The 18,943-nt window shown below is 66.9% G+C and carries 17 protein-coding genes; 8 read left to right on the forward strand and 9 right to left on the reverse strand.

Going from position 1 to position 18,943, the window contains the following annotated elements:
- The first annotated feature begins 311 nt into the window (after positions 1-311).
- The 6 genes from QGG75_16820 (at position 312) to lexA (ending at position 6,679) form a co-directional block, all read left to right on the forward strand.
- Positions 312-2,150, forward strand: coding sequence for a tetratricopeptide repeat protein (locus tag QGG75_16820; GenBank protein ID MDP6068895.1), 1,839 nt, complete (start codon positions 312-314; stop codon positions 2,148-2,150).
- An 88-nt stretch (positions 2,151-2,238) separates the two neighbouring features.
- Positions 2,239-3,312, forward strand: coding sequence for an anthranilate phosphoribosyltransferase (gene trpD, locus QGG75_16825; protein MDP6068896.1), 1,074 nt, complete (start codon positions 2,239-2,241; stop codon positions 3,310-3,312).
- The gene (gene trpC, locus QGG75_16830) at positions 3,309-4,130 is read left to right on the forward strand and encodes an indole-3-glycerol phosphate synthase TrpC (protein MDP6068897.1); all 822 of its coding nucleotides are present in this window, start codon (positions 3,309-3,311) and stop codon (positions 4,128-4,130) included. Before trpD ends, trpC begins: the two co-directional genes overlap by 4 nt.
- Positions 4,123-4,599 carry a cyclic pyranopterin monophosphate synthase MoaC gene (gene moaC, locus QGG75_16835; protein ID MDP6068898.1) on the forward strand — a complete coding sequence of 159 codons (477 nt, stop codon included), beginning with the start codon at positions 4,123-4,125 and terminating at the stop codon, positions 4,597-4,599. The genes trpC and moaC overlap by 8 nt, the downstream gene beginning before the upstream one ends.
- A gap of 29 nt (positions 4,600-4,628) precedes the next feature.
- Entirely contained in the window at positions 4,629-5,861 is a 1,233-nt protein-coding gene (locus QGG75_16840) for a molybdopterin molybdotransferase MoeA (protein ID MDP6068899.1), read from the forward strand.
- Between the two features lie 122 nt (positions 5,862-5,983).
- Complete coding sequence (lexA, locus tag QGG75_16845) at positions 5,984-6,679, forward strand: transcriptional repressor LexA (protein MDP6068900.1); 696 nt, start codon at positions 5,984-5,986, stop codon at positions 6,677-6,679.
- A 4-nt stretch (positions 6,680-6,683) separates the two neighbouring features.
- On the opposite strand, the gene QGG75_16850 is transcribed toward lexA, so the two are convergent.
- Positions 6,684-8,801, reverse strand: coding sequence for a ComEC/Rec2 family competence protein (locus tag QGG75_16850; GenBank protein ID MDP6068901.1), 2,118 nt, complete (start codon positions 8,799-8,801; stop codon positions 6,684-6,686).
- 103 nt (positions 8,802-8,904) lie between these two features.
- Here QGG75_16850 and gltX point away from each other — a divergent pair, with 103 nt between their 5' ends.
- Together gltX and gltA are read left to right on the forward strand one after the other, a co-directional pair.
- A complete protein-coding gene (gltX, locus tag QGG75_16855; protein MDP6068902.1) occupies positions 8,905-10,311 on the forward strand; it encodes a glutamate--tRNA ligase in 1,407 nt (468 codons plus the stop codon).
- 106 nt (positions 10,312-10,417) lie between these two features.
- The gene (gene gltA, locus QGG75_16860; GenBank protein MDP6068903.1) at positions 10,418-11,737 is read left to right on the forward strand and encodes a citrate synthase; all 1,320 of its coding nucleotides are present in this window, start codon (positions 10,418-10,420) and stop codon (positions 11,735-11,737) included.
- A 247-nt stretch (positions 11,738-11,984) separates the two neighbouring features.
- Here gltA and gloA read toward each other — a convergent pair whose 3' ends face one another.
- The 8 genes from gloA to bamA form a co-directional block, all read right to left on the reverse strand.
- A complete protein-coding gene (gloA, locus tag QGG75_16865; GenBank protein MDP6068904.1) occupies positions 11,985-12,404 on the reverse strand; it encodes a lactoylglutathione lyase in 420 nt (139 codons plus the stop codon).
- Positions 12,401-13,606, reverse strand: coding sequence for a lipid-A-disaccharide synthase (gene lpxB / locus QGG75_16870; protein ID MDP6068905.1), 1,206 nt, complete (start codon positions 13,604-13,606; stop codon positions 12,401-12,403). Before lpxB ends, gloA begins: the two co-directional genes overlap by 4 nt.
- Positions 13,593-14,423, reverse strand: coding sequence for a UDP-2,3-diacylglucosamine diphosphatase LpxI (lpxI, locus tag QGG75_16875; protein ID MDP6068906.1), 831 nt, complete (start codon positions 14,421-14,423; stop codon positions 13,593-13,595). The genes lpxB and lpxI overlap by 14 nt, the downstream gene beginning before the upstream one ends.
- Positions 14,413-15,216 (reverse strand): acyl-ACP--UDP-N-acetylglucosamine O-acyltransferase, encoded by an 804-nt coding sequence (gene lpxA, locus QGG75_16880; protein MDP6068907.1) that lies wholly within the window; start codon positions 15,214-15,216, stop codon positions 14,413-14,415. The genes lpxI and lpxA overlap by 11 nt, the downstream gene beginning before the upstream one ends.
- Positions 15,213-15,692 carry a 3-hydroxyacyl-ACP dehydratase FabZ gene (fabZ, locus tag QGG75_16885; protein MDP6068908.1) on the reverse strand — a complete coding sequence of 160 codons (480 nt, stop codon included), beginning with the start codon at positions 15,690-15,692 and terminating at the stop codon, positions 15,213-15,215. The genes lpxA and fabZ overlap by 4 nt, the downstream gene beginning before the upstream one ends.
- Entirely contained in the window at positions 15,689-16,756 is a 1,068-nt protein-coding gene (gene lpxD, locus QGG75_16890) for a UDP-3-O-(3-hydroxymyristoyl)glucosamine N-acyltransferase (protein MDP6068909.1), read from the reverse strand. Before lpxD ends, fabZ begins: the two co-directional genes overlap by 4 nt.
- Positions 16,756-17,361, reverse strand: coding sequence for an OmpH family outer membrane protein (locus QGG75_16895; GenBank protein MDP6068910.1), 606 nt, complete (start codon positions 17,359-17,361; stop codon positions 16,756-16,758). Before QGG75_16895 ends, lpxD begins: the two co-directional genes overlap by 1 nt.
- Positions 17,362-17,364: 3 nt before the next feature.
- Positions 17,365-18,943: outer membrane protein assembly factor BamA (gene bamA / locus QGG75_16900; GenBank protein ID MDP6068911.1), on the reverse strand; the 1,579-nt coding region annotated here is incomplete at its 5' end.

An 18,943-nucleotide genomic window follows, 5' to 3' on the forward strand; every position in this document is an offset into this window, starting at 1 on the left:
TTAATAGCAATGGCCACCAGCAAGGGCTCGCTGGTGCCGCCGTCGATGCCCTTGGGCACCAGCAGATTTTCTTCGAAGCCCGCGGCGTAGAGCACGGTAGCGAGTGCCAGCAGGTAGCAGACTATGCCGTATATCAAGATCAAGAATTTTGTCATGTTCCCCTCCTGGGAATGTTTGCCAGTCAGCTATGTAGATCGGCGGCGTTTGAGCGGGCGTGGGCGGCACTGTGCAAAAAGCGTTGGAAAAGCGTTGAAACGGCACTGACGACGCAAAAATGCTAGGCTCGGGCGCTATCGAACCGCTGGTTGGGGGTGCTGGCAGTGCTGGAAATTCGGCTATTGGGCGAGACCGAGGTGATCCGCGAGGGTCAGCCCTTGGCCCTGCCCCAATCCCGCAAGACACTGGCATTACTGGCTTATTTGGCGCTGACCGGGCGGCGCCAACGACGCGAGCAACTTTGCGATTTGCTTTGGGAGCGGCCCGACGACCCGCGCGCGGCGCTGCGCTGGAGCCTCAGCAAACTGCGCCTCTTGGTCGATGACGCTGATGCCAAGCGCATCACCGGCAATCGCGACAGCGTCGCCTTCGAGCCAAAAGGTGCGCTGGTCGATATCTTGGCCATCCGCGAAACTTGCGCTGCCGACATGGCCCGTATGACCACCGAGCGCCTGGAGGAATTGGCCGCCATGTTCCGCGGCGAATTGCTCGAAGGCCTGCAGCTTGCGGACTGCCGGGAATTCGAAACCTGGTGCCTGGCCCAACGCGAGGAAGCGCGGACGTTGCGGCTGCGCATTTTGCAGCGCTTGCTCGAACGCCTCTCCGCAGAGCCCGATCGGACCTTGCCTTATGCCGCCAAGTTGGCCGAATTGGCGCCCGAGAGGGACGAGGTGCGCGAGCTGCGGGACTACCTGGCGGGCTCGGCCCGGGATAGCGTTTTTTCGGCCCCGCCAGGAGACGACGAAAAACCCTCGATCGCCGTGTTGCCGTTCGATAACATATCGGGTGAGGCCGAGCAGGAATTTTTCGTCGATGGCGTTGCCGAGGACGTCATCACGCGGCTTTCCAAATTCCGCGGCTTTTTCGTCATCGCCCGCAACTCCAGCTTCACCTACAAGGGCGGCCCCGTAGACGTCAAAGACGTGGCGCGGCAATTGGGGGTGCGCTACGTGGTCGAGGGCAGCGTGCGCAAGGCCGGCAGTCAGGTCCGCGTCACGGCCCAGTTGATCGATGCCAATTCGGGTCGCCACGTATGGGCCGAGCAATACAATCGCCAATTGGACGATGTCTTCGCGGTGCAAGACGAGATCACCCTGAACATCGTGGCCAGCCTGGCCCAGGAGTTGTTGTCGGCCGAGATGCACCGCGCCCGGCGCCGCAGAACGCCCCATCCCGGGGCCCGCGATTGCTTCATGCACGGCATGTGGCGCTACGGCCGCTTCACCGCCGAGGACAATGCCGAGGCCCAACGGCTGGCGCGCCAGGGTATCGAGTTCGACCCCGACGACGCCAATTGCCATGCCCTGCTGGGCTTCGCGCTACACCTGGAATTCATGTACGGCTGGGGCCAAGACCGGAAGCGCTCGATCATCGAGGCCTATGCCGCGGCCCAGCGGGCGGTGGCCCTCGATGACCACGATGCCTTTGGGTACCGCTGCTTGGCCATCATGGAACTTTACCTGAAGCGTCACGACGAAGCCTTGCGCAACATCGAAAAAGCCGTCGATCTCAATCCCAACGACGCCGATGGTCTGGCCCTCCTGGGCGGCACGCTGGGTTTTTCCGGTGATTACGAAGGGGCCAAGGCCAACATCGAAAAGGCCATCCGCCACAGTCCGCGAGACCCCTTCTTGGCCGCGTGGCACAACTTCCTGGCCCATGCGGCGGCGGCCGTGGACCTCCAAGAGGAAGCCGTGGATGGTGCTCGCCGAATGTTGCAGGCTCGGCCCGATTATCCCGCCGGCCATCGCCTTTTGGCCTCCAGCCTAAGCCATCTGGGAAAGACCGAGGAAGCGCGGGCCGAACTCCGGGCCTTGCTTGCCCTGGTACCTAACCTTCGCCTGGCCGACGTGCGCCAAACGGTGCCGATCAAAGACCCGGACGCCATGGAACGTTATCTCGACGGCCTGCGCCTGGCCGGCCTGGCGGAATAGGTCGACCGGCAGCGGCCAATGATCCCTTGACGCGGCCGGGCCGGGACTGTTTTCTGCGCCGCATTGCAAAAGGAGCGGCCAAACTGCCATGAGCGCCGAACTTTCCGACATGAAATCCCTGCTGGCCCGCGTCGCCGCCGGCCAGCGGTTGAGCGTCGATGAGGCCCGGGCCGCTTTCGACATCATGATGTCGGGCGACGCCACGCCGGCCCAGATGGGGGGCTTTCTGCTGGCGCTCAGGGTGCGCGGCGAGACCGTCGACGAGATCACCGGCGGCGTTCTCACCATGCGCGCCAAGGCCCACGGCATCCGCGCCCCGGAAGGCGCCGTCGACGTGGTCGGCACCGGCGGCGACGGTTCCGGCACGCTCAATGTCTCGACGGCCTCGGGCCTGGTGGTGGCGGGCTGCGGCGTGCCGGTGGCCAAGCACGGCAACCGCGCCATGTCGTCCAAATGCGGCGCCGCCGACGTGCTGGCCGAGTTGGGCGTCGAGATCGAATGCGACCTGGCCCTGGTCGAGGCGGCGCTGTGGGAGGCCGGCATGTGCTTCATGCTGGCTCCGCGCCACCACGGCGCCATGCGCAACGTCGGCGGCACCCGGATCGAGCTGGGCACGCGCACCATCTTCAACCTGCTCGGGCCGCTGGCCAATCCGGCTGGCGTCGGCCGCCTGATGGTCGGCGTCTTCGCCCGGCAATGGGTCGAGCCCCTGGCTCAGGTGCTGCAGCGCCTGGGCGCCGAGCACGTCTGGGTGGTGCACGGCAGCGACGGCCTCGACGAGATCACCACGACGGGCCCCACGTACGTTGCCGAACTCAAGCAAGGCGCCGTCACCAACTTCGAGATCACGCCCACTGATGCCGGCCTGGAGCTGGCCGAGGCGGCCGCCCTCAAGGGCGACGACGCCGAGACCAACGCCCAGGCGCTGCGCGCGCTGCTTGACGGCGAGGCCGGCCCCTATCGCGACATCGTGCTGCTCAACAGCGCCGCCACGCTGATCACGGCGGGCAAGGTCGAGACCTTGAAGCAGGGCGTCGCCCTGGCGGCCGACGCCATCGATGCGGGCCGGGCGCGCGATACCCTGGAACGCCTGATCGCCGTCAGCCAACGTCCGCCGCCACAGATCGAAGAGCCGGAAACCGACGAGGCCGAGCAGGAATGAACGACGTGCTGAGGCGCATCCTGGCCGACAAGCGGGCCCACGTGGCCAGGCGGCGCCGTGAACTGCCCCTGGCCGAAGTCGAGGCCCGGGCCCGCTCGGCCCCCCCTCCCCGGCCCTTTGCCGAGGCGCTGGCCGGGGCCGTGGCGGCCGGGCGCTACGGCCTGATCGCCGAGATCAAGAAGGCCTCGCCTTCCAGCGGCTTGATCCGCGCCGATTTCGACCCGGCAAACTTGGCCCGGGCTTACCTCGAAGGCGGCGCCAGTTGCCTCTCCGTGCTCACCGACAGGCCCCATTTCCAGGGCCGGGACGAATACCTGAGCGAAGCCCGCGCCGCCGCCCGGCTGCCGGTTCTGCGCAAGGATTTCATCGTCGATCCCTACCAGGTGGCGGAAAGTAGGGCGCTGGGCGCCGATTGTCTGCTGCTCATCCTGGCCGCCCTCGACGACGAACTGGCGGCCGAACTGGCGGCGGCCGCCGCCGACTGGGGCCTCGACGTTCTGGTCGAGGTGCATGACGAGGCCGAGCTCGAACGCGCCCTGGGCCTCGGAGCCCGACTGGTCGGCCTCAACAACCGCAACCTCAAGACCCTGGAGGTCGATCTGGCCACCAGCGAGCGCCTGGCGGCGCTGCTGCCCGGCGGCGTCTTGGCGGTTAGCGAAAGCGGCCTCTCGCGGTCCGCCGACCTGGCCCGCATGGCAGCCGCCGGCCTCCAGTGCTTTCTCGTCGGCGAAGCCTTGATGCGCCAGACCGACGTGGCCGCCGCCACGGCCGCCCTGCTGGCGGCGTCGGCCTCTGACAAAGGAGTCCGCTATGCCTGAATTCAGCCATTTTGATGCGGACGGCAAGGCTCACATGGTCGACGTCTCGGCCAAGGACGAGAGCGAGCGGCTGGCCACGGCCGGGGCCACGGTGACGATGGCGCCGGAGACGCTCGAGCTGGTGCTGGCCGGCGACATCGGCAAGGGCGACGTGCTCGGGGTGGCACGCCTGGCCGGCATCATGGCGGCCAAGCGCACGCCCGAGCTGATCCCGCTCTGCCATCCCCTGGCGCTGAACTCGGTCAGCGTCGATCTCACTTGCGATGCCGCGCGCAACGCCGTCGACATCACCGCCAGCTGCCGCGTCCAGGGTCGCACCGGCGTCGAGATGGAGGCCCTGACGGCGGCCAGCGTGGCGGCACTGACGGTCTACGACATGTGCAAATCTGTCGACCGCGCCATGCGCATCGACGGCCTCAGGCTGTTGCACAAGTCGGGCGGCAAGTCCGGCACCTACGACGCCGAATAGTATTAGGAGCAAGCCCCATGAATGCCGCGCTGATCCCTGTCGTTGAGGCCCGGCAGCGCATCGTCTCCGCCATGCGCCCGGTGGGTAGCGAAACCGTCAACCTGGCCCAGTCCCTGGGCCGGGTGCTGGCCGACGACGTCAGCGCCCGGGTGACCCAGCCGCCGACCGACGTCTCGGCCATGGACGGCTATGCCGTGCGCGCCGCCGACCTGACCCAGCCACCGGCAACGCTCGAGCGCATCGGCGAGGCCCCGGCGGGCGGTGTCTTTGCCGGCCAGGTGGGTGCGGGCCAATGCGTGCGCATCTTCACCGGCGGTCCGGTTCCCCAGGGCGCCGACGCCATCGTCATGCAGGAGGATACGGAAAGCTCCGACGACGGCACCAGCGTGACCATGAAGTTCGCGCCCCCCTCCGGCCACCACATCCGCCCGGCCGGGCTCGACTTCCGGGCCGGAGAGATCGGCCTCGAGGCCGGCCGCGTGCTGTCGGCCCGCGATCTCGGGCTGGCCGCCGCCATGAACGTGCCCTGGCTAAGGGTGCGGCGCCGGCCGCGGGTGGCCATCCTGGCCACCGGCGACGAGTTGGCGATGCCGGGCGAGCCCCTGGCCGCCAACCAGATCGTCTCCTCCAACAACATAGCGCTGAACGCCCTGGTGCGGGCCCTGGGCGGCCTGCCCTGCGATCTCGGCATCGCCCGCGACGACACCGCTTCGCTGCGCACCCTGGCCGCCGCGGCCGCCGGCAGCGATCTCCTGCTGACCATCGGCGGCGCCTCGGTGGGTGACCACGACCTGGTGCAAAGCGTGCTCGGTGAACAAGGCCTCGAGGTCGACTTCTGGCGCATCGCCATGCGCCCGGGCAAGCCGCTGATCTTCGGCCAGATGGGCGATATTCCCTTGATCGGCCTGCCCGGCAACCCGGTCTCGGCCCTGGTCTGCGGCCTGGTCTTCGTCAAACCGGCATTGGCGGCCCTGCAAGGCTTCGCCGACAGCGGCCAAGCCACCGCCAGCGCGCTTTTGGCCAGCGCGCTGCCCGAGAACGACCAGCGCCAGGACTACCTCAGGGCCCGGCTCGAGCCCGGGCCGGACGGTGATTGGCTGGCCCAACCCTTCGGTAAACAGGATTCCAGCATGCTCTCGCGCCTGGCCCAGGCCGATTGTCTGATCATCCGGCTGCCCTTCGCCGCCGCCGCCGCCGCCGGCAGCCGCGTCGAGATCATCGCCTTCGGCGCCATCGACGATGTCGCGGCCCGAGGGTTCTGAACAAGAAAGCGCTTGACGCCCTTTGAGAACCAAACTAGAACATGTGCTTGTGTTTTGGTTTTGTTCCAGATATGGTGTTGCCATCACGGCAGCGACGCCAACGAAGCAAACGGGGTATGGGCATGTTGACGCGCAAGCAGCACGAGCTTCTCAGCTACATCAACGGCTATTTGTCGGAGCACGGCGTATCGCCCTCCTTCGACGAGATGAAGGACGCCCTGGGACTGCGCTCGAAATCGGGTATTCACCGCCTGATCACGGCCTTGGAGGAGCGCGGCTTCATCGCCCGGCTGCCCCACCGGGCGCGGGCGCTGGAGGTGCTGAAGCTGCCGGAATCGGCGGTGGCCGGCGGCTCGGCTGAGGCGCCGGGCTTTTCGCCCAACGTCATCGAAGCCCGCTTTGCCGGACGCCGGACCGAGGGCGAGAAGGCCAGCGAAGCGGTCAGCCTGCCGCTTTATGGCCGCATCGCCGCCGGCACGCCGATCGAGGCCTTACGCGACAGCACCAACTTCATCGACGTGCCGGGCTCGTTGCTCGGTCGCGGTGAGCACTATGCCCTCGAGGTGGCCGGCGATTCGATGATCGACGCCGGCATCTTCGACGGCGACACGGCGGTCATCGAGCGCGGCGACGATGCCGACAACGGGGCCATCGTGGTGGCCCTCGTCGACGACCAGGAGGTGACCCTGAAACGCTTGCGCCGCAAGGGCAATTCGGTGGCCTTGGAAGCTGCCAATCCGGCCTTTGAAACGCGTATCTTCGGCCCCGACCGAGTGCAGGTGCAGGGCCGCCTGGTCTACCTCATGCGGCGTTACTGAGCAGCTACGAGCCGCCTTTTGTATTTCGCCGACGGGCCACCCAGGGCCGACGGCCGCGGATCTCGTTGACGTTTTCGACACGCACCCCGCCAGGCTCCAGCCACAGCGCATGGGCGCCCCGGCGCCAAAGATCGAAGCGGTCGATCAACGTTACGGCCGAGGGACACCTTCGTACCGGCACGGCGCTGACCACCACGGTGACGCGCCGGCAATCCTCGGCCAGGGCCCGGGCATCGCGCACCAGGGCGACGACCTGGCCGCGGGCCCAGTAGAGGCAGCCCAGCCGGTCGCAACTGAGCCGGCCATCGGCGCCGGCACCTTGGCGCGGCCAGGCTGGGCCGGCCACAGTGCCGGCCCGGCGCAGCCAGATCCGGCCGCCAAAGCCCGGGTTTTGGCGTGACATTCGCAGCCGGCCGGCCGGGTCCTGTACGGCCATCAGTTGGCCCCGACCGTCGACCAGCACGTCGGCCGGCCGCACCACGAAAACCAGCGCCAAACCGGCGGCCAGCGGCACCAGGCCGAAAAACCGCCAGCCCCGCCGCCAGAGGCAGAGCCAGACGCCACCGCCCGCGATCAAGGCCAGCGACACGGGCGGCAGCGCCGGCCACAGGCTGACCGCGCCGGGCCAGGCCGCCACCGTCTCGGCCACCCGCAGCACGGCCTCGATGCCCAGCCCCATGGGCCACAGCGCCAGGGCTTCCAGGCCGAGAGGCATCAGGGCATAGGCCGCCACCACCAGCGGCATGATCCACAGCGCCATCAGGGGCACCGCCAGCAGGTTGGCCACCAAGCCATAGGAGACCACGCGGTTGAAGCTGACCAGGGCAAAGGGCGCCGTCGCCAGGCCGGCCACCAGGGTGGTCAACGCGATGCCGGCCAGATAAATCAGCGGCCAGCGCCAGCCCCGCCCCCAGCTGCCCTGGCGTCCGCGCCATTCGACCAGGCCCTGGCGGCCCACCTCGTAGGCCGCGATCAGCGCCACCACGGCGGCGAACGACATCTGGAAGCTGGCGCCCAGCAAGGCTTCGGGCGAAATCAGCAGGATCACGGCGGCGGCCCAGGCCACCAGGCCCATGGAAAAGGCCAGGCGGTCGAAAAGGACGGCGATCAGCACCAGGCTGGTCATCAAAAAGGCGCGCTGGGTGGGAATGGTGGCGCCGGCCATCAAGAGATAGGCAAAGGCGCCGCAGATGGTCACCATGGCCGACCATTTCTTGATCGGCTGGCGCAGCGCGAGCCAGGGGCTGGTGGCCAAAAGCGCGCGCATGACGAAAAAGATGACGGCCGCAATGAGGCCCACGTGCAGGCCCGAGATGGCCAGTAGATGCGCCAGGCCGGCATCGCGCATGGCCTCGAGCTCGGTCTCGCCGATAGCGCCGCGGTGGCCCGTCATCAGGGCCGCGGCGACGGCACCGCTGCGTCCCGCCAGCACCCGGCGCACACGCTCGACCACGGCGTGACGCAGCGCCGCCACGCGGGTGAGAAAGCCCTGCCCGCGGTCCTCGGGCGGGGCTACGACTTCGACCCCGCGCACCGTGAAACCGACTCCGCCCAGGCCGCGGAAGTAGGCCTGGCGGGCGAAGTCGAAGGCGCCGGGGGCGGCCGGTGGCGGCGGTGGCAGCAGGATGGCACGGGTGCGGATCCAGTCTCCCGGTTGCGCCTCTCCGCCGCCCTTGCCGCGCACCACGACACGCACCCTGGCCGGCGTCCGGGCGGAGGCCAGGCGGCCGATTTCGGGCTCGGCGATGGTCAGCCTCCGGCCGCCACCGCGGGATCCGCTACGGGGCTCGACCTCGACCACCCGACCGCTCAAGTCCACCGGCCCGAGCCGGCGTTCGATGACCGGCGCCGCCACCTGGTGCGTGCGCAGCACCGCCGCGGCGAAGCCCGCGGCCAGGGCGGTGGCGGCGATGCCCAGCAGCAGCATCCCCGGCCGGCGCCGGCCCGCCAGCACCAGCGATAGCGCCAGCCCCAGCCACAAGAGCGCCAGCCAGGGCGGCGGCTCGGCCGGTAGCGAGAAATAGAGCGCCACGCCCAGCGCCAGCGCCACCGGCAGCCACAACACCCAGCGTTCGCGCTCGCCGAGGAATTGTTCGGCCAGCCAAGCCGCCATCGCCGTCATCGCCGCTCCCACCTTTTGGCCCCGGGGTTGCGAGGATATGCTAAAGAACGCCACCGCGCCGAGCCCAAGTTGCAACCAAATCTCGAAAATGTCCGGCCCAAACATGACCGTCGTCACCCGCTTCGCCCCCTCGCCCACCGGCACCCTGCACATCGGCGGTGCCCGCACGGCGCTCTTCAACTGGCTCTATGCCCGCCATCACGGCGGCCGTTTCCTGTTGCGCATCGAAGACACCGACCGCGCCCGCTCGACCCAGGAGGCCGTGGCGGCGATCTTCGACGGCCTGGGCTGGCTGGGTCTCGATTGGGACGCAGAGCCGGTGTTCCAGGCCCAGCGCCAGGCCCGCCATGTGGAAGTGGCCGAAAGCCTGCTGGCGGCCGGCCGGGCCTACCGTTGCTATTGCACGCCGGACGAGCTCAAGGAAATGCGTGAACAAGCCCGCGCCGAAGGCCGCCCGGTGCGTTACGACGGGCGCTGGCGCGACCGCGATGGGGCGCAGGCACCGGTCGGCGTGCCACCGGTGGTGCGCTTCAAGGCACCACAAGAGGGCGACACCGTCACCGAGGACCTGGTCCAGGGCGAGGTGCGGGTGGCCAACCGCCAGCTCGACGACATGGTGCTGCTGCGCAGCGACGGCACCCCCACCTACATGCTTTCGGTGGTGGTCGACGATCACGATGGGGCCATCAGCCACATCATCCGCGGCGACGACCACCTCGACAACGCCGCCCGCCAGAGCCAGCTATACCGCGCCCTGGACTGGACGGTGCCGTGCTTCGCCCACATTCCGCTGATCCACGGTGCCGACGGCGCCAAGCTTTCCAAGCGCCACGGCGCGCTGGGCGTCGAGGCCTATCGCCAACAAGGCTATTTGCCCGAAGCCCTTTGCAACCATCTTTTGCGCCTGGGTTGGAGCCACGGCGACGACGAGATCATTTCCCGCCCAGAGGCCATCGCCTGGTTCGACCTGGATGCCGTGGGCAAGGCGGCGGCGCGCTTCGACTTCGACAAATTGGCCAGCCTCAACGGCCATTACCTGCTTGAGGCCGACGACTGCGTTCTGCTCGACCTGATCACACCGGGACTGGAGGCGGCGCTGGGCCGGCCGCTCGAGGCGGTGCATCGGGAGCGCTTGCTGGCGGCCCTGGAATTCCTAAAGCCACGAGCGAAGTTAATTTCTGATCTTATTGATAAATCACTATTTTTATGTGAATTGCGCCCGCTAATTCCGAACCCGAAGGCGGCCCAGCTGCTGAGCCCCGAGGGGCGCCGGCTGGTGACTGATACGGCGGCGGCGCTAAGCGCCCTGCCGGATTGGACGACGGCCGCGCTGGATCAGGCGGTGCGCGCCTTTGCCGAGGCCAATGAGCTCAAACTGGGCAAAGTGGCGCAGCCCCTGCGCGCCGCCCTCACCGGACGCACTGAATCGCCGGGGATTTTCGACGTATTGCTGCTGCTCGGCCGGGACGAGAGCCTGGCCCGCCTGAATGACGCGGGGCGCGGCCAATAGCCGCAACCCGGCGCACTCGCAGTACGCGGCTTTTCGGGGTATAGTCGCGGCAACGCCGGGGTGCTTTCCGGCAATAAAACTCAATAACTGCCGGGAAGGACCGCCCATGGCCCAAGAAGCCGCCAGCAAATCCGCCACCCCGAGTTTCACCTTGACCAACAACCAGACCGGCGATTCCTACGAACTGCCGGTTTTCGAATCCTCCATCGGCCCCGACGTCATCGATATTCGCCGGCTTTACGCCGAAACCGACTATTTCACCTTCGATCCCGGCTACCTGGCCACGGCGAGCTGCGAATCGCGCATCACCTACATCGACGGCGACGAGGGCGTGCTGCTCTATCGTGGCTACCCCATCGACCAATTGGCCGAAAACAGCGACTTCATGGAGGTCAGCTACCTGCTGCTCAACGGCGAGCTGCCGAATCAAGCCGAGTTCGACGAGTTCGTGCACAGCATCACCAACCACACCATGGTCCACGAGCAGCTGACCCAGTTCTATCGCGGCTTCCGGCGCGACGCCCACCCCATGGCCATCATGGTCGGCGTGGTCGGCGCGCTCAGCGCCTTCTACCACGACAGCACCGACATCAACGATCCCCACCAGCGCATGGTGGCCTCGCACCGGCTGGTGGCCAAGATGCCGACCATAGCCGCCATGGCCTACAAGTATTCCATCGGCCAGCCCTTCATCTATCCGCGCAACGACCTCAATTACGCGGAAAACTTCCTGCACATGATGTTCGCGGTGCCCTGCGAAGAGCACAACGTAAGCCCCGTGTTGGCCGACGCCATGGACAAGATTTTTATTCTCCATGCCGATCACGAACAGAACGCCTCGACCTCGACGGTGCGTCTGGCTGGCTCGTCGGGCGCCAACCCCTTCGCCTGTATCGCCGCCGGCATCGCCAGCCTCTGGGGCCCAGCCCACGGCGGCGCCAACGAGGCCGTGCTCAACATGCTCGAAGAGATCGGCTCGATCGCCCACATCAGGGAATTCGTGGCCAAGGCCAAGGACAAGGACGACCCCTTCCGCCTGATGGGCTTCGGCCATCGGGTCTACAAGAACCACGACCCCCGGGCCCAGGTGCTGCGCACGGCCTGCCATCAGGTGCTGGGCGAGCTTGGCGTGACCAAAGAGCCGCTCTTGGAGCTGGCCCTGGAGCTCGAGCGCATCGCGCTGGAAGACGACTATTTCATCGAGCGCAAGCTCTATCCCAACGTCGATTTCTATTCCGGCATCATCCTGCGCGCCATGGGCCTGCCCACCAGCATGTTCACGGTGCTCTTCGCCCTGGCCCGCACGGTGGGCTGGATCGCCCAGTGGCAGGAGATGATCGAGGATCCGGGGCAAAAGATCGGCCGCCCACGCCAGCTCTACAACGGCGTCGGCCAGCGCGATTACCAGGCCATCGGCAAGCGCTAGCGCGCCGGCCCGAAACGACGACGCCGGCTTTTGGGCCGGCGTCGTTATTTTTTGGACCCTCGCCGGGCGCGCACGTCCGTGCGCTTGGCCGCCGCCTCAATGGCGGCTTGGTGCCAAAACCAAAGGGGCGAATTTTTTTTGCCTTGCTTGTTCCTTTGGTGCAACGGGCGCGACTGCGCCCCACCGCCCCTGCGGCGCGCCCGCGCAGGCGCGGATCTTCAGGTCCGCGCCGTGAGCGACAACGCTCCTAACTTCGCTCTACCAGCTCGATCTTGTAGCCGTCGGGGTCTTCGATGAAGGCGATCACGGCGCCGCCGTGTTTCATCGGTCCGGCCGGCCGCGGGATCGGGACACCCTCGCCCTCCAGCGTCTCGCAGGTGGCATAGATGTCGGGCACGCCGACGGCCAGATGGCCGAAGCCCGAGCCCAATTCATAAGGCTCCTCCTGATCCCAGTTGTGGGTCAGCTCGACTACCGTGTTGCTCTCCTCCTCGCCGTAGCCGAGGAAGGCCAGGGTGAATTTGCCACCGGGGAAATCCCTCTTGCGCATCAGTTGCATGCCCATCAGCCGGGTATAGAAATCCAGCGACTTGTCGAGATCCTTGACCCGGATCATGACATGCAGAAGGCGGAAGCCCTCGCTGTTCACGGCAGTGCTCTCGGTCATTCGATGTTTTCCTTCCCTGGGGAGTCCCGATCAAGCAGCGTGAGAATGACCTCGGCCGCTCGTTGGCTGGGTGGCGGGCCATCGGCACCAAGCTTTTCGGCGGCCTCGCCCGCGGCTTCAATCTGCGTCCTTCGCGCCTCTTCATCAACCAGAATCTCGGCCAGCGCCGGAACCAGCCGCTCGGGCCGGCAGTCGTCTTGCAGAAATTCCGGAACCGCCGGGCGCTCGAGCACGAGATTGACCAGGCTGGCATGCTCGACACGAACCAGGCGGCGCACCAGCCAATGCGTCAGGGGATTGATACGGTAGGCCACGACGCTGGGCACACCGGCCAGGGCCAATTCGAGCACCACCGTGCCCGAGGCCGCCAGGGCGGCAGTGCAGGCCGCCAGCGCCGGCGGCTTGGCCGCCTCCTCGGTCACCACGACAGCCGGCACTTGCCAGCCGGCCAGCGCCGCCGTGACCTCGTCGGCTACCGTGGATACCGTCGGCACGACCACGCCGAGGCCGGCGAAGCGCTGCGCCAGTTGCGCCACGGTTTCCTGGAAAACCGGCAGCAGCCGCGAGGTCTCGCTGTGCCGGCTGCCCGGCAGCACGGCCAGTAGCGGCACCCCGGGAGCGATATCATGCTGGCGGCGGAAAGCGGCGCCATCGCCGGTTCTGCAGGTTTCCACCGTGGGGTGGCCGACGAAGCTGCAATCGAGGCCGACGGCCTCGAAGTAAGGCGGCTCGAAGGGCAGCAGCACCAGCAGATGATCGAGGAACCGGGCGATCTTGGCGGCCCGGCCCGGGCGCCAGGCCCAGACCGTCGGCGCCACATAGTGAAGCAGCGGAATGCCCTGCCCGGCAAGCCGCCGGCCGAGGCGAAAATTGAAGCCCGGCGCATCGATGGTAAGCACCGCGGCCGGGCGCTGGGCCAGGGCAAAAGCAGCCGTCTGGCGCAAGCGGGTCAGCAGCCGGGGGATCCGGGGCAGCACCTCGACCAGCCCCATGACGGCCAGTTCGGACATGGGAAACAGGCTCTCGAGCCCCTGCCGCGCCATGCCCGGACCGCCCACGCCGATGAATTCGAGGTCAGGATCGCGGCTCCTGAGGGCGGCCATCAGGCGGGCGCCCAGCACATCGCCGGAAGGCTCGCCGGCCACCAGCATCAGGCGCCGGGGCGAGGACCGGTAGGTGGGCGGGCGCTCAGGCGTGGCCAAGGTCCTCGGATCCCAGGCCGAGCACGAATATGCCGTGCCGGTCGGCCGCCTCGATCACGGCCTCGCGGTCGAGAACCAGGGCCGCGCCGGCCGCGATGGCGATGCCCACCAAGCCACCGGCGGCGGCGGCCGTTATGGTCCGCGGGCCGATGGTCGGTAAATCGGCACGGGCTTCCTGGCCCGGTTTGCAGAGCTTGACCAACACGCCGCCCGGGCCTTCGCGACGCAGTCCCTGGCAGCGCTGCAGCAGCGCGTCGGTACCTTCGGCCGCCTCGACGCCCAGCACATGGCCCTGCTGCACCACCACCGCCTGGCCGACGTCGAGCGCGCCCAGCGCCTGGGCCACGGCGATGGCGCGGACGATATCGGGCCGCTGTTCGGGCGTCGGCGCGTGGCGCCCCAGAGGCCCCTGCCCGGCCACCAGTTCGGCCAGGATGTCGTCGACGCCGATGACGCGAAAGCCTTCGCTCTCGATTTCCTCGATGACGGTGCGCAAGAGACCGTCGTCGCCCCCCGCGGCCAGCAATTTAGGCAACAGGGCAAGGCCGCGGCGGTCCGGCTTGAGTTGCTTGAGCGCCGGCCGCCGGATGGGGCCGGCCAGTACCACCTCGTGGCAATTTTCGGCGTGCAAGGTCTTGAACAGACGACCCACCTTGGCCAGCTCGAGCCAGGCCTGAGGCGCCTGGGCGACGGCCTCGGCCTCGGTCTCGCCGTTGAAAGCGATGACGAAGTGCTCGCGGCCGCTAGCCCGGCAGGCGGCCACCAGGCGGCCCGGCAGGTCGCCCGAGCCGGCCAGGATGCCGAGCTTAGCCGTCACGGCCCTGGCGCGGCTGACAAAGTGCCCGCGAGTTTTCGTTGCTGATGAATTCGACGACGTCGCGCACCGGCAGGTTGTCGGGAAACAATTCGGCCACGTCCTCGACGCGTTCCTGCAAGGTACCCTCCTGGGCGAACAGCAGCCGATAGGCGGCCCGCAGATCGTGAATGGCTTCGCGGCTGAAGTCGCGGCGCTTGAGGCCAATGATGTTGAGGCCGGAAAGATAGGCCCGATCGCCCATCACCGAGCCGTAGGGAATGACGTCGCTGTCGACCGCCGACATGCCGCCAATCATGGCGTGCTGGCCGATGCGCACGAACTGGTGCACCCCTGACAGGCCGCCGATGATGGCCCAATCGCCGACTTCGACGTGGCCGCTGAGCGAAGCATTGTTGGCCAGAATCACATGGTTCCCCACCTGGCAGTCGTGGGCCACGTGGGCACCGGCCATGAAAACGCAACCGTCGCCCACCCGGGTAACCATGCCGCCGCCTTTGGTGCCCGGATTCATGGTGACGTATTCGCGGATGGTGACGTTATCGCCGATCACCAACTGGGAAGGCTCGCCATCGTATTTGAGATCCTGGGGCTGGTGGCCGATGGAGGCAAAAGGGAAGATGCGGCCGCCAGCGCCGATGCGGGTGCGGCCGGCGAGCACCACATGGGCCATCAGCTCGACACCATCACCCAGAATCACCTCGGGGCCCAGGCAGCAATAGGGGCCGATGCGCACGCCGGAGCCCAGTTCCGCCCCCTTTTCGATGATCGCGGTCGGGTGGATATCGTCGATCATGTGCGGCCGTCGTCGTCGGTAATCATGGCGGTACACGAGGCATCGGCCACTACTTCGCCCTCGACCTTGGCCTGGGCGCTGAATTTCCAGACGTTGCCGCGGTGGTGGTCACGCCTGACGTGGATGCGCATGGTGTCGCCGGGCTCGACCGGCTTGCGAAAGCGAGCCTTGTCGATTGACATGAAGTAAACCAGCTTGCCCTCGCTCTGGCCGCCCAGCGTGTGCACCACCAGCACCGCCGCGGTCTGGGCCATGGCCTCGACGATCATGACGCCCGGCATCATCGGCCGAGTGGGAAAGTGACCCTGAAAATAGGGCTCGTTGGCGGTCACGTTCTTTATGCCCGTGGCGCTTACGTCGGCCACCAGGTCGACCACGCGGTCGATCATCAACATGGGATAGCGGTGCGGAATCATGGCCAGCACACGGTGGATGTCGGCCACGCCCTGCTCGCTTAGCGGCTTGGGATCATTCATTTATTGCCTTTCGCCTGGGTCTCTCTTGTGGTCTTTCCCGCGGCCTTGCCTGTGGCGCCGGCCAGACGGCGCAGGCTGGCTGTCTGGCGGTGCCAGTCGCGAATCGGCTGGGCCGGATAGCCACCCACGGTGTCGCCTGCCGCCACATCGCGCATGACGCCGCTTTTGGCGGCGATGCGGGCGCCCGAGCCGATGCTCAGATGCCCGGCGATACCGACCTGGCCACCAACCACGACGAAGTCCCCCAGTTTGCAGCTGCCCGAAATACCGGACTGGGCCACCATGATGCAGCCACGGCCCAGCTCGACGTTGTGGGCGATCTGCACCAGATTGTCGAACCAGCAGCCGGCACCGATGATGGTATCGGGGCCTGAGCCCCGGTCGACGGTGCAGTTGGCGCCCATCTCGACGTCGTCGTGCACGATGACGCGGCCCAATTGCGGCACCTTGACGTGGCCGGCCGGATCGGGGGCAAAACCGAAGCCGTCCTGACCGATGCGCACGCCGGGATGCAGCCGCACGCGGTCGCCGATCAGGCAGTGGCTGAGGGTGACGTTGGCGGCAATGGCGCAGTCGGCGCCGACGACCACCCCGGCGGCCACCGTGGTATTGGCGCCAAGGTTGGTGCGGGCGCCAATCTCGACCGCCGGCCCCAGGGTCACACCGGCGGCCAGTGCCACGCCCTCGGCCAGCCTGGCCGTGGCATCGACGTGGGCTGCCGGCGAGATACCGGGCTCGGGCGCCTGTTCGGGATATAGGGCCTGGGCCGCCAGGGCATAGGCCTTGTAGGGCTCCTCGCTGAGCAGCAGCGTCATCCCGGCCGGCGCCTGCTCGGCGTACTTGGGTTGCACCAGGCAGGTCCCGGCCCGACTCGAGCGAAAGGCCTCGAGATAAGCCCGATTGTCGAGGAAGCTGAGGTCATCGGGCCCGGCCGTTTCCAGCGCCGCCACGTCGCCGATGCTGCGTTCCGGATCGGCGCCTTGGCTCAGCTTGGCGCCCGTCGCCTCGACCAGCGCCGCCAGAGTGAGCGATCGGGGCGGGGCAAAGAAGCGCCGGTCGGCCATCAATTGCTATCCGGCGGTGGCACCTTGACCTCGGGCAGTCTTTCGTTGATGCCCTTGAGCACCACCTTGGTCAACTCCAGGCCGCGGTGGGCAAACAGGATCTGGGATTTCTCCAGCACCAGATTGAAGCCCCGGGTCTTTGTGAGCTCGATGATGATGGGTAGCATGGCGCCGCGCAGCTTGTTCATGGCGCTGGAATAGCTGCGTTCGAGGCGCCGTGAGCGATCCTGGGCCTGGCGCTGAACGGCGGCTACTTTGTCCTCGAACTTGCGCCGACGCTGGCTGAAGGCCTCGGGCGAGAGCAGGGTGCGTTGCCGCTTGAGCTCCTCCTGCTCGGTATTCAGGGCGCCTTCGGATTTTTTCATTTGGGCCAGATAGGCGGCCCTGTATTTCTCGATCTGGGCTCGCACGCTCTTGGCCGCCTGAGCCTCGCGCAGGATTAGCTTGAGGTCGATAACGGCGATTACCGCCGGCGGCAACTTCTGCTTGTCCGCCGCCTTCTCGGCCGCCCATACCGCCGGGCCATGGCCCACGAGGATGGGACCCAAACCGACAAGGGCAATCAAAATTAGGCTGGCGCAGAACTTCTGGGACAAGGGCTTCATGGTTCAAAACCGGGTGCCAAAGCTGAAACGGAAGGTTTCGGTTTTGTCGTAGCGCAGGCGGCGTATGGCGCTCGCGAAATCGAGACGAATGGGACCAAGCAGCGACCGCCACGACAGTCCGACACCCGATGAGACGCGCACGGAGCCGACGTCGAAGAGGTTTTCCCGGCTCGCCACGTCGGCGTCGGAGAGGCTGCCCATCTCGGTGAAGATGCGGCCGAAAATGCCGTAATCCTGCAGCAACTCGATCGGCGCCGTTAGTTCCGCCGTGCCCACATAGTAAAGCTTTCCGCCCAGTGAATCGAGCGACACCTTGTCCCGTGGTCCGACGCCCGACGGCGCAAAACCGCGGAAGTTGTTGCCACCCAGGAAAAACCGATCGGAGATACCGACCCGCTGACCCAGGCCCATGATGTAGCCTTCGTTGAAGGACAGGCTGCCGACCCAGTCATCCCATAGCGGTTGATAGTAGGAGTATGACAGGCTGTTCCTGAGGTAACGGACGTTGCCGCCGAAGCCGGCCAGGTCCTGGCCGAAACGCACGACATAGCCCTCTGAGGGCAGCAGCCGATCGTCACGCAGGTCGTAGGTCAGGGTGTAGCCGAGAGTGGACGATACCCGGCCGCCGGATTGATCGCGAACGAAGCGCGAGGCGTTGCTGCCGAGGTTCTCGATGACATCGTGGCGGATCGAATAGCGCACGCTTTGGCGCAGATTGAGGGCGATGGGATAGCCGGCCCGCAGCGTCAAGCCGCTGGTGCTCTCATCGAACGACGAAGTGCGTTGGCGATCACGGCGAATGTTGAAAATGTCGAAGCCGGCGGCCACATTGCGCTCGAGGAAATGAGGTTCGGTGAACGACAGGTCGACCTGCTGGCGCCGGGTCGAAAGATTGAGGCCAAGGCGCAGGTCCTGGCCGCGCCCCAGCAGATTTCGCTCGCGTATGCTGATATCGCCGATGAATTGCTCGGTGGTCGAGTAGCCGGCGCCAAAACTAAGCTCACCGGTCGAATGCTCCTTGACCTCGACGGTGATGACCGTGCGGTCCTCGGCAAATTGGCCCTTGGCGCCGCCCAGGGTCTTGCTGTCGAGCAGGCCGCGGTCGTCGCCGATTTCCACTTTGTCGAAGAAACCCAGCCCGCGGATGCGGCGGCGTGACCGGCGCAGCTTGGCGGTATTGAAGGCGTCGCCCTCGGAGACCTCGAATTCGCGCCGAATCACCTTGTCCAGAGTGCGAACGTTGCCCACGATGTTGATGCGGTCGACGTAGACCCGCGGCCCCTCGGCGATCACGTAGGTGACGTCGATGGTGCGTTCCTCGCGATTGCGTTTTGGGCGCGGACGGATATCAGTGAAGGCATAGCCCTGGCGGCCGGTTTCGAAAGTCAGTGCATCGATGGTTTCCTCGATCTGCTCGGCGTTGTAGCTCTCACCACTGGGCGAAACCACGAGGTGACGCAAGCTGTCGGGATCGAGCTGGCGGATACCCGATTCGATGTCGATCTTGCCGAAGCGGTAGGGCTCGCCCTCCTCGATGGTGAAGGTAACGAAAAAGTCGCGCCGGTCGCGGCTCAGCTCGGCC

The sequence above is a fragment of the Alphaproteobacteria bacterium genome (assembly GCA_030740435.1).
GTDB lineage: Bacteria > Pseudomonadota > Alphaproteobacteria > UBA2966 > UBA2966.